16 protein-coding genes are annotated in these 14,557 nt (G+C 67.6%); 14 read left to right on the top strand and 2 right to left on the bottom strand.

The window, feature by feature from the left end:
- Positions 1-3: 3 nt before the first annotated feature.
- From ybiB to AC1DFC_RS03125, 12 genes are all read left to right on the top strand, one after another.
- Positions 4-909: a DNA-binding protein YbiB gene (gene ybiB / locus AC1DFC_RS03180; RefSeq protein ID WP_413312573.1), complete on the top strand. Its 906-nt coding sequence runs from the start codon at positions 4-6 to the stop codon at positions 907-909.
- Positions 906-1,709 (top strand): uroporphyrinogen-III C-methyltransferase, encoded by an 804-nt coding sequence (gene cobA / locus AC1DFC_RS03175; protein WP_007833673.1) that lies wholly within the window; start codon positions 906-908, stop codon positions 1,707-1,709. The genes ybiB and cobA overlap by 4 nt, the downstream gene beginning before the upstream one ends.
- 86 nt (positions 1,710-1,795) lie before the next feature.
- Complete coding sequence (locus AC1DFC_RS03170) at positions 1,796-2,911, top strand: ABC transporter ATP-binding protein (RefSeq protein ID WP_478178662.1); 1,116 nt, start codon at positions 1,796-1,798, stop codon at positions 2,909-2,911.
- Between the two features lie 70 nt (positions 2,912-2,981).
- Positions 2,982-4,250 carry an ABC transporter substrate-binding protein gene (locus AC1DFC_RS03165; RefSeq protein WP_413312574.1) on the top strand — a complete coding sequence of 423 codons (1,269 nt, stop codon included), beginning with the start codon at positions 2,982-2,984 and terminating at the stop codon, positions 4,248-4,250.
- Positions 4,251-4,254: 4 nt separating this feature from the next.
- A complete protein-coding gene (locus AC1DFC_RS03160; RefSeq protein WP_478178661.1) occupies positions 4,255-5,172 on the top strand; it encodes an ABC transporter permease in 918 nt (305 codons plus the stop codon).
- A gap of 1 nt (position 5,173) precedes the next feature.
- The gene (locus AC1DFC_RS03155; protein ID WP_478178660.1) at positions 5,174-6,064 is read left to right on the top strand and encodes an ABC transporter permease; all 891 of its coding nucleotides are present in this window, start codon (positions 5,174-5,176) and stop codon (positions 6,062-6,064) included.
- A 63-nt stretch (positions 6,065-6,127) separates the two neighbouring features.
- A complete protein-coding gene (locus AC1DFC_RS03150; RefSeq protein WP_007833683.1) occupies positions 6,128-7,252 on the top strand; it encodes a sterol desaturase family protein in 1,125 nt (374 codons plus the stop codon).
- The gene (locus tag AC1DFC_RS03145; RefSeq protein WP_413312577.1) at positions 7,252-8,040 is read left to right on the top strand and encodes a YaeF family permuted papain-like enzyme; all 789 of its coding nucleotides are present in this window, start codon (positions 7,252-7,254) and stop codon (positions 8,038-8,040) included. Before AC1DFC_RS03150 ends, AC1DFC_RS03145 begins: the two co-directional genes overlap by 1 nt.
- Positions 8,037-9,254, top strand: coding sequence for a BaiN/RdsA family NAD(P)/FAD-dependent oxidoreductase (locus AC1DFC_RS03140; RefSeq protein WP_478178659.1), 1,218 nt, complete (start codon positions 8,037-8,039; stop codon positions 9,252-9,254). Before AC1DFC_RS03145 ends, AC1DFC_RS03140 begins: the two co-directional genes overlap by 4 nt.
- Before the next feature lie 110 nt (positions 9,255-9,364).
- Positions 9,365-9,577 (top strand): 30S ribosomal protein S21, encoded by a 213-nt coding sequence (rpsU, locus tag AC1DFC_RS03135; protein ID WP_007833691.1) that lies wholly within the window; start codon positions 9,365-9,367, stop codon positions 9,575-9,577.
- A 109-nt stretch (positions 9,578-9,686) separates the two neighbouring features.
- Complete coding sequence (locus AC1DFC_RS03130; RefSeq protein WP_007833692.1) at positions 9,687-10,136, top strand: GatB/YqeY domain-containing protein; 450 nt, start codon at positions 9,687-9,689, stop codon at positions 10,134-10,136.
- Positions 10,136-10,606 (top strand): NUDIX domain-containing protein, encoded by a 471-nt coding sequence (locus AC1DFC_RS03125; RefSeq protein WP_007833693.1) that lies wholly within the window; start codon positions 10,136-10,138, stop codon positions 10,604-10,606. The genes AC1DFC_RS03130 and AC1DFC_RS03125 overlap by 1 nt, the downstream gene beginning before the upstream one ends.
- A 6-nt stretch (positions 10,607-10,612) precedes the next feature.
- On the opposite strand, the gene AC1DFC_RS03120 is transcribed toward AC1DFC_RS03125, so the two are convergent.
- Positions 10,613-11,368, bottom strand: coding sequence for a sulfite exporter TauE/SafE family protein (locus AC1DFC_RS03120; protein ID WP_478178658.1), 756 nt, complete (start codon positions 11,366-11,368; stop codon positions 10,613-10,615).
- 101 nt (positions 11,369-11,469) lie between these two features.
- Here AC1DFC_RS03120 and AC1DFC_RS03115 point away from each other — a divergent pair, with 101 nt between their 5' ends.
- Complete coding sequence (locus tag AC1DFC_RS03115) at positions 11,470-12,375, top strand: LysR family transcriptional regulator (protein WP_007833695.1); 906 nt, start codon at positions 11,470-11,472, stop codon at positions 12,373-12,375.
- A gap of 27 nt (positions 12,376-12,402) precedes the next feature.
- Here the strand turns inward: AC1DFC_RS03115 and pmbA are convergent, their stop codons facing one another.
- On the bottom strand, positions 12,403-13,773 hold the full coding sequence (gene pmbA / locus AC1DFC_RS03110) for a metalloprotease PmbA (protein WP_007833703.1): 1,371 nt from the start codon (positions 13,771-13,773) through the stop codon (positions 12,403-12,405).
- Between the two features lie 106 nt (positions 13,774-13,879).
- Between pmbA and yjgA the strand changes: the two genes are divergently transcribed.
- On the top strand, positions 13,880-14,536 hold the full coding sequence (yjgA, locus tag AC1DFC_RS03105) for a ribosome biogenesis factor YjgA (protein WP_478178657.1): 657 nt from the start codon (positions 13,880-13,882) through the stop codon (positions 14,534-14,536).
- Positions 14,537-14,557: the final 21 nt, after the last annotated feature.

Raw genomic sequence — 14,557 nt, 5'->3', positions numbered from 1 at the left:
CCCATGGGAATCAGCCAATACATCAAGGAAATCGGCCGCGGCGCGCGAGGCGCCAAGCCGCTCACGCGCGAACAGGCCACCGACCTGTTCGGCCAGGTGCTGGACGGCACCGTCACCGACCTCGAGATCGGCGGCTTCTGCCTGGCCATGCGCATCAAGGGCGAAACGCCCGAGGAGATGGCCGGCTTCCTCGATGCGACCCATGCGCGGCTGAACCGCATCCCTGCCGGTGACCGCCCGCTGGTCGTGCTGCCGAGCTACAACGGCGCGCGCAAGCTGCCGGTGCTCACGCCGCTGCTGGCGCTGCTGCTGGCCCGCGAAGGCCTGCCGGTGCTGGTGCATGGCAGCGCAAGCGAAACCTCGCGCGTGCTCGCATCGAACGTGCTCACGGCACTCGGGCTGCCGCCGATGGCCGAAATCCGCCCCATCGCCAACGGCGAAGCGGCCTTTGCGCCCACCGAGCTGCTGAACCCCGCGCTCAAGCGCCTGCTCGACGTGCGCCGCGTGGTCGGCCTGCGCAACCCCGGCCACAGCGTGGTCAAGCTGATGCAGCCCACCGCCGGCCCCTGCGTGGTGATCGCGAGCTACACGCACCCCGAATACGCGCGCACCATGGGCGAGACCTTCGAGCTCACGGGCATGACCGCCCTGCTCTCGCGCGGCCTCGAAGGCGAAGTGGTGTCCGACCCGCGCCGCACCGCGCAGATCGACGGCTTCGTGCGCGGCGTGCGCACCGAGCTGCAGGCGCAGCAGGCCGGCACCGCCGCCGACGTGCCGGGCCTGCCGAAGGAAATCGACGTCGCGACCACCGCCGACTACACGCGCCGCGTGCTGGCCGGCGAGCTTCCCGTGCCCGAGGCCATCGCAACGCAAGTCAGGCACATCACGCAACTGGCATCCCACGCATGAACAACGCATCCACTCTCATCACCGGCCACTGCACCCTGGTCGGCGCCGGCCCGGGCGACCCGGAACTGCTGACCGTCAAGGCCGTGAAGGCGATCCAGGCCGCGACGGTGCTGCTGGTCGACGACCTCGTGAGCGACCAGATCGTGCAGGCCTACGCCCGCCCCGGCGCGCGCATCGTGCACGTGGGCAAGCGCGGCGGCTGCAAGAGCACGCCGCAGGCATTCATCGAGCGGCTGATGATCACCGCGGTGCGCGAAGGCGAGACCGTGGTCCGGCTCAAGGGCGGCGACCCGTTCATCTTCGGCCGCGGCGGCGAAGAGGTGGAGCACCTGCGCGAAGCCGGCATCGAATGCGCCGTGGTCAACGGCATCACCGCGGGCCTCGCGGCCGTGACCTCGCTGGGGGTGCCGCTCACGCACCGCGACCATGCGCAGGGCGTGGTGTTCGTCACCGGCCACGCCAAGACCGGCGCGGGCGCGGGCGAAGACCCGACCGACTGGCGCGCGCTGGCCGCGACGGCCTACAACGCACGCCTGACGCTGGTGATCTACATGGGCGTGTCGGGTGCCGCGCACATCGAACGCGAGCTGCTGCAAGGCCTGCCGGGCGACACGCCGGTGGCGGTCATCCAGCATGCGAGCCTGCCGCACCAGCGGCACATCGCGACCACGCTGGGCAACCTGCAGAACGGTATCGCCAAGGCCGGCCTGGCCAGCCCGGCGGTGATCGTGGTAGGCGACGTGCTGCGCGGGCTGGCAGCCGCTGAGGTACCGGTGGACGCGGACAAGTTCGGTACCTGATCGGCACCTGACCAGGGCGAGGACAGCACGAGCGGCACGGGCGCCGCGCACCACAACGTGGCATGGATCGTGCTGAGCCATCGGCAATGAATGCCGTCGCCACGCCCGAACCCGCCGCAGTCGAGATCGTCGCGCTCACCAAGCGCTATGCCCCCGGCACACCGGCCGCCGTCGACCGGATAGACCTGCGCATTGCCAGCGGCAGCTACTGCTGCCTGCTCGGCCCGTCGGGCTGCGGCAAGAGCACCACGTTGCGCATGATCGCGGGCCACGAGTCCGTCACCAGCGGCGACATCCTGCTGGACAACCGCAACATCACGAACCTGCCCGCCGCCGCGCGCGGCACCGCGATGATGTTCCAGAGCTTCGCCCTCTTCCCGCATCTCTCGGCCACCGACAATGTGGCCTTCAGCCTCAAGATGAAAGGCGTCGGCAAGGCCGAGCGCCATCGGCGCGCCAACGACCTGCTCGCGCGCGTCGCCATGGGCCACCTGGCCGCGCGCAAGCCCGGTGAACTTTCGGGCGGCCAGCAGCAGCGCGTGGCGCTGGCGCGGGCGCTCATCACCGAACCGCGCGTGCTGCTGCTCGACGAGCCGCTCTCGGCGCTCGACCCCTTCCTGCGCATCCAGATGCGCGCCGAGCTGCGGCGCTGGCAGAAGGAACTGGGCCTGACCTTCGTGCACGTCACGCACTCGCAGGAGGAGGCGATGGCGCTGGCCGACACCATGGTGGTCATGAACCACGGCGTGATCGAGCAGGTCGGCTCGCCGCACGCGGTCTACAACCATCCGGCGAGCGAATTCGTGGCACGCTTCATGGGCGGCCACAACGTGTTCGATACGCCGGCCGGCCCGGTCGCGGTGCGCAACGACCACATGCGGATCGCCGCGGCAACGGATGCCGCCACGGCGGCCGGCTTGCCCGCCACCGTCACCGACGTCGAGTACCAGGGCACCTACGTGCTGCTCGGCCTGGCGCTCGACGCCGTCGCGCCGGGGCGCCAGAACGTTTCGGTGCTTCTGGGCGAGGCCGCCTTTCTTTCGCGCCCCTATGCGCAGGGCGAGGCGGTGCGCCTTTCGTGGGCCGAGGCCGACGCTCGCGTGCTCGGCCCCGGCGCCAGACCGCCGGGCGAGCGCGTGCCGGCGCCCGTCAACGCAAACGCCCTGCGCGACGACACGGCCGCACTCGCCCTGACCCTGTGAGCGCTCCAGTAGCCCGCTTTCTCGTTTTCCCGCGTTCGTCCCCTTCCACTTTTTTTCTGGAGACCTAGCCATGACCGACCCCATCGACTCGTCCACCGGCGTCAAGCGCCGCACCCTTCTGCAAGGCACGGCCGGCATCCTGGCTGCGGGCGTCGCGCCCTTCGTGCATGCGCAGGAGAAGGTCGTGCTGCGCTACCTCGGCACCGCCGTGAACCAGGACAAGGCCATCGCCGAGAAGTTCAAGGCCGACACCGGCATCGAGATCCAGTACGTGGCCGTGACCACCGACGACGTGACCAAGCGCGCAGTCACCGCGCCGAACAGCTTCGACCTGATCGACACCGAGTTCTTCTCGCTCAAGAAGATCGTGCCGACCGGCAACCTCAAGGGCATCGACACCAAGCGCGTGAAGAACGCCGACAAGATCACCTCGCTCTTCACCAAGGGCGAAGTGGCGGGCAAGAAGGTCGGCAGCCAGGGCACGGCGCCGGTCAAGGTGATCTACCTCGAAGGCGAGAAGAGCAAGGCCTTCGCCAAGTCGGCCACGCAGTTCATGTCGCTGATCCCGACCACCTACAACGCCGACACGCTGGGCATCCGCCCGGACCTGATCAAGCGCCCCATCGGCTCGTGGGCCGAGTTGCTGAACCCCGAGTTCAAGGGCAAGGCCGCGATCCTGAACATTCCGTCGATCGGCATCATGGACGCCGCGATGGTGGTGGAGGCCAAGGGCATCCACAAGTACGCCGACAAGGGCAACATGACCAAGGCCGAGATCGACCTGACGATCAAGACCCTGATCGAAGCCAAGAAGGCCGGCCAGTTCCGCGCGCTGTGGAAGGACTTCAACGAGTCGGTGAACCTGATGGCCTCGGGCGAGGTGGTGATCCAGTCGATGTGGTCGCCCGCCGTGACGGCCGTGCGCAGCAAGGGCATCGACTGCACCTTCCAGCCGCTCAAGGAAGGCTATCGCGCCTGGGCATCGGGCTTCGGCCTGCCGGCCACGCTTTCGGGCAAGAAGCTCGACGGTGCCTATGAATTCATCAACTGGTTCCTCGATGGCTGGGCAGGCGCCTACCTCAACCGCCAGGGCTACTACAGCGCCGTGCTCGACACCGCCAAGACCAAGATGGAAGCCTACGAGTGGGCCTACTGGATGGAAGGCAAGCCCGCCACCCAGGACATCAAGAGCCCGCAGGGCGACGTGATCGCCAAGGCCGGTGCGGTGCGCGACGGCGGCAGCTACGAGCAGCGCATGGGCGGCATCGCGTGCTGGAACGCCGTCATGGACGAGAACGAGTACATGGTCCGCAAGTGGAACGAGTTCGTTGCGGCCTGAGCCTGTGAGCGCTCCCACCACCCGCGCGCCCGTCGCCACTGCTCCCGTTCACGCCGTGAAGGCGTGGTGGCAGGCGGCGCCGTTCGCGCTGGTGTTCCTGCTGTTCTTCCTGATCCCGCTGGCGCTGGTCGCCATGGTCAGCCTGTGGAACTTCAACGAGTACGAGCTGATCCCGGCCGTCACGCTGCGCAACTACCTGAGCCTGTTCGAGGGTTGCGCGAGCCTCACCGACAACGGCGACCTCTGCGTCACGCTGAACACCTACCTGAGCACCTTCAAGTTCTGCGTGCTGGTGTGGGGCATCACGCTGCTCGTCGGCTTTTCGGTGGCCTACTTCCTGGCGTTCCACGTGCGCTCGTCGACGATGCAGACGGTGCTGTTCGTGCTGTGCACCGTGCCCTTCTGGACCTCCAACGTGATCCGCATGATCTCGTGGGTGCCGCTGCTGGGACGCAACGGACTGGTCAACCAGGCGCTGATGGGCGTGGGCCTCGTGAACCAGCCGGTCGAGTGGCTGCTGTTCTCCGACTTCTCGGTGGTGCTGGCCTTCGTGCACCTGTACACGATGTTCATGATCGTGCCGATCTTCAACAGCATGATGCGCATCGACCGTTCGCCGCTCGAAGCGGCCAGCGACGCCGGCGCCTCGGGCTGGCAGACGCTGTGGAACGTGGTGGTGCCGCTGTCGCGCACCGGCATCCTGATCGGCTCGATCTTCGTCATCACCATCGTCATGGGCGACTTCGTCACCATCGGCGTGATGGGCGGGCAGCAGATCGCCTCCATCGGCAAGATCATCCAGGTGCAGACCTCGTACCTGCAGTTTCCGCTGGCTGCGGCCAACGCCATGATCCTGCTGGCGGTGGTGCTGATGATCATCTGGGGCCTGACCCGGATGGTCGACATCCGCAAGGAGCTCTGAGATGCAGACACCCATCGGCGCCCAGCGCGCGCCCGGTTTCTGGCCGCTGGCCACCGTGTTCGGGCTCTTCGTGCTGTTCCTTTACGGCCCGATGATCACGATCTTCGTTCTGAGCTTCCAGGGCCCCGAAGGCGGCCTGACCTTTCCGCTGCGCGGGCTGTCGCTGCACTGGTTCTACAAGCTGGCCGAAGGCCTGGGCACCGTCGACATCGGTGCGGCCTTCCGGCGCTCGCTGGCGCTGGGTGCGGTGGTGATGGCTTTCACCGTCGTGCTGTCGGTGCTCGCCGGGCTCGCATTCCGCAAGAAGCTCGCGGGCAGCAACGCCCTGTTCTTCGTCACGGTCGCCAGCCTCATCATGCCGTCGATCATCATTTCGCTGGGCATCGGCCTGCAGTTCCGGCTGCTCGACACGGGCATCAAGAGCCTGCTCACGGCCGTGGACGCAACCACGCTGCTCGAGGACTACGGCACCGCGCTCGGCCTGTTCAGCTCCGCCCTCGGCGCGCACCTGACGTGGACGCTGCCATTCGGGCTGCTCATCATGTTCGCGGTGTTCAACCGCTTCAACCCGGCCTACGAGGAAGCCGCGCGCGACCTCGGCGCAACGCCGTGGCAGACCTTCCGCTTCGTGGTGCTGCCGCTGATCGGCCCATCGATCGTTGGCATCGGCATGTTCGGCTTCACGCTGTCGTGGGACGAGATTGCCCGCACCTCGCAGGCCATCGGCGACGTCAACACGCTGCCGCTCGAACTGCAGGGGCTGACCTCGACGGTGACCACGCCTTCGATCTATGCGCTCGGCACGGTGACCACCGTGGTGTCGCTGCTGGTGATGGCGGTGGCGCTGGGCGCGGCTGCCCTGCTGCGCCGGCGCTCCGTGCGGAAGGCGTGAGCGTTTTCCTACAGCCGCCTAAAATCGCGCCCCAACAAAAGCGCAAGCAAGAAAGAGGCGGAAATGCTCGAGAAACTCAATGAATTCACGGAAAGCCACGGCGAATTGCGCCGCGGCCGAGGCCTGGTCACTGGAACCATCGCACTGAGCCTCGGCATTCTGTGCTTCCTCGGTGTGCTGGCCTTCCACTTTCCGCAGTACCTCACCACGCCCGAGCTGCGCAAGAGCTACAACGTCGACGTGATGCGCTTCATCCTGCTGGCGGCCATGGTGATCTCGGGCGGGCTGTCGCTGGTCAACATCATCTTCAACCGCTCGCGCTGGCTGTCGTCGGCCGCGTTCCTGCTGGTAGTGGCCTCGGCGCTGCTGGGCGGGCACAAGGTGCCGGTGCACGACTTCGCGGACAACACGCCGTACATCGGGCTGGACTGGTTCATCCTCGACCTGCTGGGCTCGTCGCTGATCTTCATCTTCATCGAGAAGCTCTTTGCGCTGCGCAAAGACCAACCCGTGTTCCGCGAGGAGTGGCAGACCGACTTCCACCACTTCGTGGTGAACCACATGATCGTGGGCTTCGTGTTGCTGGCCACCAACCTGATGGTGCACAAGTTCTTCGGCTGGGCCGCCAACGACGGCATCCGCGGCTGGGTGGGCAACCTGCCGTTCTGGGCCGGCATCCTGCTGATCATCCTGGTGGCCGACCTCGTGCAGTACTGGACGCACCGCGCGTACCACGAAGTGCCGGTGCTGTGGCGCCTGCACGCGGTGCACCACAGCGTGAAGAGCATGGACTGGATGGCGGGCTCGCGCCAGCACATCCTCGAACTGCTGATCACGCGCACGCTGGTGCTCGCGCCCATCTACGTGCTGGGCTTCAGCAAGGAAGTGATCGACGCCTACATCGTGGTGGTGGGCTTCCAGGCGGTGTTCAACCACTGCAACGTGAGCGTACGGCTCGGCCCGCTGCGCTACCTGATCGTGACGCCCAACTTCCACCACTGGCACCACAGCCAGGACATCGAGGCGCTCGACAAGAACTATGCGGCGCACTACGCCTTCCTCGACTACCTCTTCGGCACCGCGGTGAAGAGCACCAAGCTCTGGCCCGAGAAATATGGCGTGCTGGGCGACTACGTGCCCAACGGCTTCTTCAAGCAGCTGAAGTTCCCGTTCGTCTGGAAAGGCTGATGCACTCCCGCTTCCGGACTTTCGCGGCCCTCGCTGCCGCGGGCGCCGCCTTGCTGCTCACGGCCTGCGCCACCCGCGTCGACCTGCCGACCAAGGACGCCGGCCTGCGCGTGCGGGTGCAGAGCTCGGTCATCGCACCGGGCAACGGCGGCGAGCTCATCGCCGCCGACGCGCTGGCGCCGGGCGACATCCTGCTGACCTCCATCGCCACGTTGAACTCCTTCGGCATCCGGCTGGGCACCTTCTCGCCAGTGAGCCATGCGGTGCTCTACCTCGGCGACGGCCAGATCGCCGAAGCCGTGGGCACCGGCGTGCGCGCACGGCCGCTGGCCGAGGTGGTCGATGAAGAGCAGATGGTGGTGGCCTTCCGCGTGCCGGGCGTGGACGAAGCCGGCGCCGGGCGCATGCGCGAATGGGCGCTGTCGCAGGTCGGCGCGCGCTACAACACCGTGGGCGTGCTGCTGAACGCGCCTTTCGTGCTGAACCGACGCCTGTGCGAGCTGCCGCTGATGCCGGGCGCAGTCAGCCACTACTGCATGAGCGGCATGGCGATGGTTCAGTTGGGCGCGAGCCGCGACGACCAGTTCTTCTGCTCGCAGTTCGTGCTCGAGGCCTACCGGCAGGCCGGCCTGCCGATCACCAGCGCCGATCCGCGCTGGGTGAGCCCGGCCGACCTGCTGCACATGCGCGAAGGCGACGTGCCCTCCATCGCCGCCACGCAGCCGCTGCGTTATGTGGGCCACCTGAAATACAACCCGCCGCCGCTGCTCGCGGCAGACGGCCCTTGAGCGCGCCCGCGTCTTCCCGCTTCGACGTCGTCGTGATCGGCGCCGGGGCCGCCGGGCTGTTCTGCGCCGGCATCGCAGGCCAGCGCGGGCTCAAGGTGCTGGTGGTGGACCACAGCGAGAAGGTGGGCGAGAAGATCCGCATCTCGGGCGGCGGCCGTGCCAACTTCACCAACCGTGATCTCGATGTGCGCGCGCCGCAGCGCCACTTCATCGGCGACAACCCCAATTTCTGCCGCTCGGCGCTGTCGCGCTACGCGCCGCAGCAGTTCATCGAACTGGTAGAGAGGCATGGCATCGCCTTCCACGAGAAGCACAAGGGGCAGCTGTTCTGCGACGGCTCCTCACAGCAGATCGTCGACATGCTGCTGGCGGAATGCGCGGCGGGCGGAGTCGAGCGCTGGCAGCCGTGCAAGGCCGGAAACATCACGCTGACGGGCTCTGGCAGCTATCGAATCGAGAGCAGCCGCGGTGCCATCGAGACGCCGAAGATCGTGGTTGCCACCGGCGGCCTGTCGATTCCCCAGATCGGCGCCAGCGACTTCGGCTACCGCATCGCCGAGCAGTTCGGCCTGCGCCTCGTCGCGCCCCGGCCGGCGCTGGTGCCGCTGACCTTCGGCGGCGAGGCCTGGGCGCCGTATGCCGAACTGGCCGGGCTCGCGCTGCCGGTGCGCATCGAGACCGGTGCCAGGAAAGAGAAGACGGCATTCCTCGAAGACCTGCTGTTCACCCACCGAGGCCTGTCGGGCCCGGCCGTGCTGCAGATTTCGAGCTACTGGAAGCCCGGCACCCCGCTGACGCTCGATTTCGCGCCGGGCACGAACGTGGCCGAGGCGCTCGGCGAAGCCAAGCTGCGCTCGAAGAAGCGCATCGCCAACGAACTGGCCACGCTGGTGCCCTCCCGGCTGGCCGACGCCTGGGTCGGCCAGGACCCGGCCCTGCAGCGCCCCGTCAACGAGGCCGCCGACAAGGCGCTGGCCGCCCTGTCGGAGCGCATCGCCCGCTGGCAGATCACGCCCAGCGGCACCGAAGGCTACAAGAAGGCCGAGGTGACGGCCGGCGGTGTCGACACCCGCGACCTGTCGTCCCAGACCATGGAATCGAAGCAGCCGGGCCTGTATTTCATCGGCGAAGTGGTCGATGTGACGGGTTGGTTGGGCGGATACAACTTCCAATGGGCCTGGGCGAGCGCGCATGCCTGCGCAAGCGCGCTATAATCTCGGGCTAACTTCTGGCCTCCCCTCAACGGCCACCAAAGATTTCAGTTGAGGAACCCCGGCTTTGGGCCTCGATCTCCCCGAGCCAACTTCAGTTCAACGATTCATCAATGACCACCATCCGCGTTAAAGAAAACGAGCCCTTCGACGTCGCACTGCGCCGTTTCAAGCGCACCATCGAAAAGCTCGGCCTGCTGACCGACCTGCGCGCCCGCGAGTTCTACGAAAAGCCGACCGCCGAGCGCAAGCGCAAGAAGGCCGCCGCGGTCAAGCGCCACTACAAGCGCGTGCGCAGCATGCAGCTGCCCAAGAAGCTGTACTAAGCAACGCCCCCGGGCGGCAGGCCTCGACGAAAGTCGGCGCCGTCGCCCAGTTGCCTCAGCCGCGCCAGGGAAACCTGCCGCGGCTTTTGTTTTTGCCAAAGGTTGCCGAATGACTCTCAAAGAACAGATCACCGAAGACATGAAGACGGCGATGCGCGCCAAGGACTCCGAGCGCCTCGCCACCATCCGCCTGCTGCTTGCAGCCTTGAAGCAGAAGGAAGTCGACGAGCGCGTGGAGCTCGACGACGCCATGGTCGTCGCCATCGTCGACAAGATGGTCAAGCAGCGCAAGGACTCGATCGCCGCCTTCACCACCGGCGGCCGCATCGACCTGGCCGACAAGGAAGCTGCCGAGATCAAGGTGCTCGAGGTCTACCTGCCCCAGCGCATGAGCGCCGATGAAACGGTGGCCGCAGTGAAGGCCATCGTGGCCGAACTGGGCGCCAGCGGCCCCGGCGACATGGGCAAGGTGATGGGCGTGGTCAAGACCCGCCTCGCCGGCAAGGCCGACATGGGCCAGGTCAGCGCTGCCGTCAAAGCGGCCCTGACAGGCGCCTGATGAGCACCGGCAGCCCCCGCGCCCCGATCCTCAAGGCCTGTGCCTGCCTGGTCGACGCGCAGGGCCGGCTGCTGGTGTTTCGCCATCCCGAGGATGGCAACATGCAGCTCCCCAAGGGCACCATCGAGCCCGGCGAGTCGCCCGAGATCGCGGTGTGCCGCGAGCTGCTCGAAGAATCGGGCATCGACTACGCCGGCCCGCTGCAGTCGCTCGGCACGCTCGACCGCGAATGCGAAGCCGGCGTCGAGGGCAACACGCACCGCCATCCGCAGCTGTGGCACCTGTTCCTGATGCGCGCCGAGGGCGGGCTGCCCGAGACCTTCATGCACACCGCCACCGGCAGTCCCGAAGAAGAAGGCCTCATCTTCCTGTTCAGCTGGCTCGAACCCGGCGATGCCATCGACGACTTCGCCCTGCCCTACCGCCAGACCATCGAGCGCGTGCGCACGGCCCTGCTGCTCGCGGCCTGAGCCTTTTCAGCCCGCGGCGCGCGTGGCCATGTACACGCCCAGCAGCGCCAGCCCGACCAGGAAGCAGCGCCGGAACACGGCCACCGAAAGCCGCCGCCGCAGCCAAGTCCCGAGCACCATGCCGCCGATGGCCGGCACCAGCATCGCGATCGACCCGCCCACCGCAGACGCCGGATAGCTCCCATTTCCGGCCAGCCCCAAGGCCAGCACCACGGTCGAGGTGGTGAACGAAATCCCCATCGCCTGGATCAGCGAGTCGCGCTGGAACCCCAGCGCCTGCAGGTACGGCACGGCCGGCACCACGAACACACCGGTCACGGCCGTCACCAGCCCCGTGGCGATGCCCGCCACAGGCCCCAGCCAGCGCGCCTGCCCCTCGGCCACGTGCAGCTGCCGCCCCGTCAGCCCCCAGCCCGCATAGAGCACCAGCGCCACGCCGAGCGCCACCGTCGCCCATGCCCCCGACGGCACGCCCAGCCACAACGCGCCGCCCAGCGTGCCGACGACGATCCCCGCCTGCATGCCGCCGATGCGCTCGAGCACCAGCAGGAAGCTCGCGCGCGGCCCGGTCTGCCAGACGTTGGTGACCAGCGAGGGCACGATCAGCAGTGCCGCCGCCTGCACTGGCGGCATCCACAGCGCGAGCAGCGCCATCGACACCGTGGGCAGCCCCAGCCCGATCACGCCCTTGATCACCCCGGCCAGCAGGAACACGGCCGCTGCGGCAACCCAGAAGCCCGTCAAGTCGTTCGAATGCATCATCGCGGCCGAGTCTGCCGGGCAATGCCGCACCGGGAAATGCGGTGTTCGCAGAGCCGGCCTCAGGCTGGGACTGAGGCTCTTGATGCACACTCCGCCGAACCATGCGATTCGATCTCACCGACCTTCGGCTTTTTCTCAACGTGGTCGAAGCCGGCAGCCTCACCAGCGGCGCCGGGCGTTCGCACATGACGCTGGCCTCCGCGAGCCAGCGCGTGCGCGGCATGGAAGACGCCCTCGGCAGCCCGCTGCTCACGCGCCACGCGCAGGGCGTGCGCGCCACCGAAGCCGGCCGCACGCTGCTGCACCATGCGCGCGTCGTTCTGCAGCAGATGGAACGCCTGCGCGGCGAGCTCGGCGAATACGGCCAGGGCCTCAAGGGCCACGTGCGCTTCATGTGCGGCACCTCGGCGCTGACCGAGCACCTTCCCGAGGTGCTGAGCCGCTTTCTCGCCGAGCATCCGCGCATTTCGGTCGACCTCGAGGAGCGCGCCAGTCCGGACACTGTGGAAGCGCTACGCGGCGGCCTGTGCGACATCGGCATCGTCTCGGACGCCATCGACAGCGAAGGCCTGGAATGCCACCCCTTTCGCCGCGACGACCTCGTGCTCGTGATGCCCCGCGGCCACGCGCTGGCCGGACGCCGGCGCCTGCGGCTGGCCGACGTGGTCGACAGCGAATTCGTGGGCCTGCCTGCGAACAGTGCGCTGCAGCAGCTGATCACCCAGCATGTGCGCGCGCTCGGCAAGCACCTGGCCTACCGGGTGCGCGTGCGCAACTTCGAGGCCGTGTGCCGCATGGTGGAGTACGGCATCGGCGTCGGCATCGTGCCGCAGACCGCGGCCGAACGCTGCGCGCGTTCGATGAAGATTGCGCGCGCCTCGCTCTCCGACACCTGGGCGGAACGCACGCTGATGGCTTGCGTGCGTTCGTCGGAAGACCTGCCGCTCAATGCGCGGCGCATGCTCGAGCACCTGATCGCACCGCCCGCAGAAACTGCAAAGAAGTGACCGGTGGGCGGGCGCCCGCCCAGGGGCTCAGCTGCCCGCGATCTTCATGCGGTTCACCAGGACCGACCCCGTGGTCTTGGCGCCGAAGGTGTAGGCATCGGCCCCGATGGCCTCGATGCCCATGAGCATGTCCTTCAGGTTGCCGGCGATGGTGATCTCCTGCACCGGGAAGGCGATGCGGCCCTTCTCAACCCAGAAGCCACTGGCGCCGCGCGAGTAGTCGCCGGTCACGTAGTTCACGCCCTGGCCCATCAGCTCGATCACGAACAGGCCGGTGCCGAGCTTGGCGAGCATGGCGTCGAGGTCGTCGCCGTGCTTGGTGAGGCGCGAGCTCAGCGTCAGGTTGTGCGAACCGCCGGCGTTGCCGGTGGTCTTCATACCCAGCTTGCGGGCCGAGTAGGTCGAGAGAAAGTAGCCTTCGAGGCGGCCGGCATCGACCACCTTGCGCGCCCGCGTGGTCACGCCTTCGTCGTCAAAGGGCGAACTGCCCTTGCCGCGAATGAGGTGCGGGTCTTCGGCCACATCGACGTGCTTGGGCAGCACTGGCTTTCCCAGCGAGTCGAGCAGGAAGCTGCTCTTGCGGTACAGCGCACCGCCGCTCACGGCCTGCACCAGCCCGCCCAGCAAGCCCACGGCCAGCGGCGACTCGAACAGCACCGGGCATTCGGTGGTCTTGATCTTGCGCGACTTCAGGCGGCTCAGCGCCCGTTCGGCGGCGTAGCGGCCCACGGCCTGCGGGCTGGCCAGTTCGCCGGCCGAGCGCATGGAGCTGTACCAGGCATCGCGCTGCATGTCGTCGCCCTTGCCGGCGATGGGCGCCACCGAGATCGAGTGCCGCGAGCTGGCATAGCCGCCGCGAAAGCCGTGCGTGTGGGCGCTGAAGAAGTGGCTCTGCTGCGCCGAGACGCCCGCGCCTTCGCTGTTGGTGATGCGCTTGTCGGTCGTCAGGGCCGCCTCTTCGCATTCCAGCGCCAGCCTGGCGGCTTGCTCGCTCGTCACGTCCCAGGGATGGAACAGGTCGAGTTCGGGGTGCACCTTGGCGATGTCCTCTTCGTCCGGCAGGCCGCTGACGGGGTCTTCGGCCGTGAAGCGGGCGATGTCGTAGGCCGCCTGCACGGTCTGCTTGATGGCGGCGTCGGAGAAGTCGGAGGTGCTGGCGTTGCCGCGGCGGTGGCCCACGTAGACCGTGATGCCCAGCGACTTGTCGCGGTTGCGCTCGACGTTTTCCAGCTCGCCCTTGCGTACCGAGACGCTCAGGCCGCAGCCCTCGGAGGCCTCGGCCCCGGCGTCGGTGGCGCCGAGCTTCTTGGCATGGGCCAAGGCCGAGTCGACCAGGTTTTCGAAGAAGGAGCGGCTGTAGGCGAAGCCGGAATCGGCGCGCGAGGAGGATGTCGTCATGTGGTGGCTATGATACTTGCGCCCCCCATTTCCCGTTTTCCCCCCAGCTTCCCACTGCGCATTGCACGCGTTGCAACGCCGCACGGTGCGGCCCAGAATCCACCTCATGTCCCGCAAACCCAAAAAAGGCTATTTCGTCCGTGGCCAGTTCGTAGCCGAAGGCAGCGAACTCGACCTTGAGCTCAAGCGCGAGCTCAAGGGCTCCGACGAAGCCAGCCGCACCGATCTCAAGCGCGAAAGCGACGAACTGCAGAAGCTCGGCACCGAGCTGCTCACACTGCGCGCCGGCCTGTTCGACGCACTCCAGCTCGACGAGAAACTGGTCGACGCCATCGCCGAGGCCAAGCGCATCACCAATTTCGAGGGCAAGCGCCGCCAGATGCAGTTCATCGGCAAGCTCATGCGCAAGCTGGAGCCCGAAGTGCTCGAGGCAGTGAAGCTCGCCCTGAGCGAACAGAACAGCGTGCCGGCCGCCGAAACCGCCGCCCTGCACGAGGCCGAACGGTGGCGCGACCGGCTGATTGCCGACGACGACGCCCTGGGCGGCTGGATCGAAACCCATCCCGCCACCGACTCGCAACAGCTGCGCGCGCTGGTGCGCCAGGCCCGCAAGGACATGAAGTCCGGCCCGGCCGGCGAAGCGCCGCGCCAGGGCAAGGCCTATCGCGAAATCTTTCAGCTCGTGCGCGCGCAACTGGCAGTGCACGGAGGCGCGRACCATGCGGCGGCCGCCGCCGCACAAGACCGGGAAGACGACGCATGAGCCCCTTGTCTTTCTCCCTCC

Source organism: Variovorax sp. 10L421 (assembly GCF_056395365.1).
Note: the sequence above shows the minus strand (reverse complement) of the source record. Positions and strands in the feature narration are given on the sequence as shown.

Excerpts from the sequence above, each read along its gene's own strand:
- ybiB (WP_413312573.1), top strand. The coding sequence starts at position 4 with ATGGGAATCAGCCAATACATCAAGGAAATCGGCCGCGGCGCGCGAGGC.
- cobA (WP_007833673.1), top strand. The coding sequence starts at position 906 with ATGAACAACGCATCCACTCTCATCACCGGCCACTGCACCCTGGTCGGC.
- AC1DFC_RS03170 (WP_478178662.1), top strand. The coding sequence starts at position 1,796 with ATGAATGCCGTCGCCACGCCCGAACCCGCCGCAGTCGAGATCGTCGCG.
- AC1DFC_RS03165 (WP_413312574.1), top strand. The coding sequence starts at position 2,982 with ATGACCGACCCCATCGACTCGTCCACCGGCGTCAAGCGCCGCACCCTT.
- AC1DFC_RS03155 (WP_478178660.1), top strand. The coding sequence starts at position 5,174 with ATGCAGACACCCATCGGCGCCCAGCGCGCGCCCGGTTTCTGGCCGCTG.
- AC1DFC_RS03150 (WP_007833683.1), top strand. The coding sequence starts at position 6,128 with ATGCTCGAGAAACTCAATGAATTCACGGAAAGCCACGGCGAATTGCGC.
- AC1DFC_RS03145 (WP_413312577.1), top strand. The coding sequence starts at position 7,252 with ATGCACTCCCGCTTCCGGACTTTCGCGGCCCTCGCTGCCGCGGGCGCC.
- rpsU (WP_007833691.1), top strand. The coding sequence starts at position 9,365 with ATGACCACCATCCGCGTTAAAGAAAACGAGCCCTTCGACGTCGCACTG.
- AC1DFC_RS03130 (WP_007833692.1), top strand. The coding sequence starts at position 9,687 with ATGACTCTCAAAGAACAGATCACCGAAGACATGAAGACGGCGATGCGC.
- AC1DFC_RS03125 (WP_007833693.1), top strand. The coding sequence starts at position 10,136 with ATGAGCACCGGCAGCCCCCGCGCCCCGATCCTCAAGGCCTGTGCCTGC.
- AC1DFC_RS03120 (WP_478178658.1), bottom strand. The coding sequence starts at position 11,368 with ATGATGCATTCGAACGACTTGACGGGCTTCTGGGTTGCCGCAGCGGCC.
- AC1DFC_RS03115 (WP_007833695.1), top strand. The coding sequence starts at position 11,470 with ATGCGATTCGATCTCACCGACCTTCGGCTTTTTCTCAACGTGGTCGAA.
- pmbA (WP_007833703.1), bottom strand. The coding sequence starts at position 13,773 with ATGACGACATCCTCCTCGCGCGCCGATTCCGGCTTCGCCTACAGCCGC.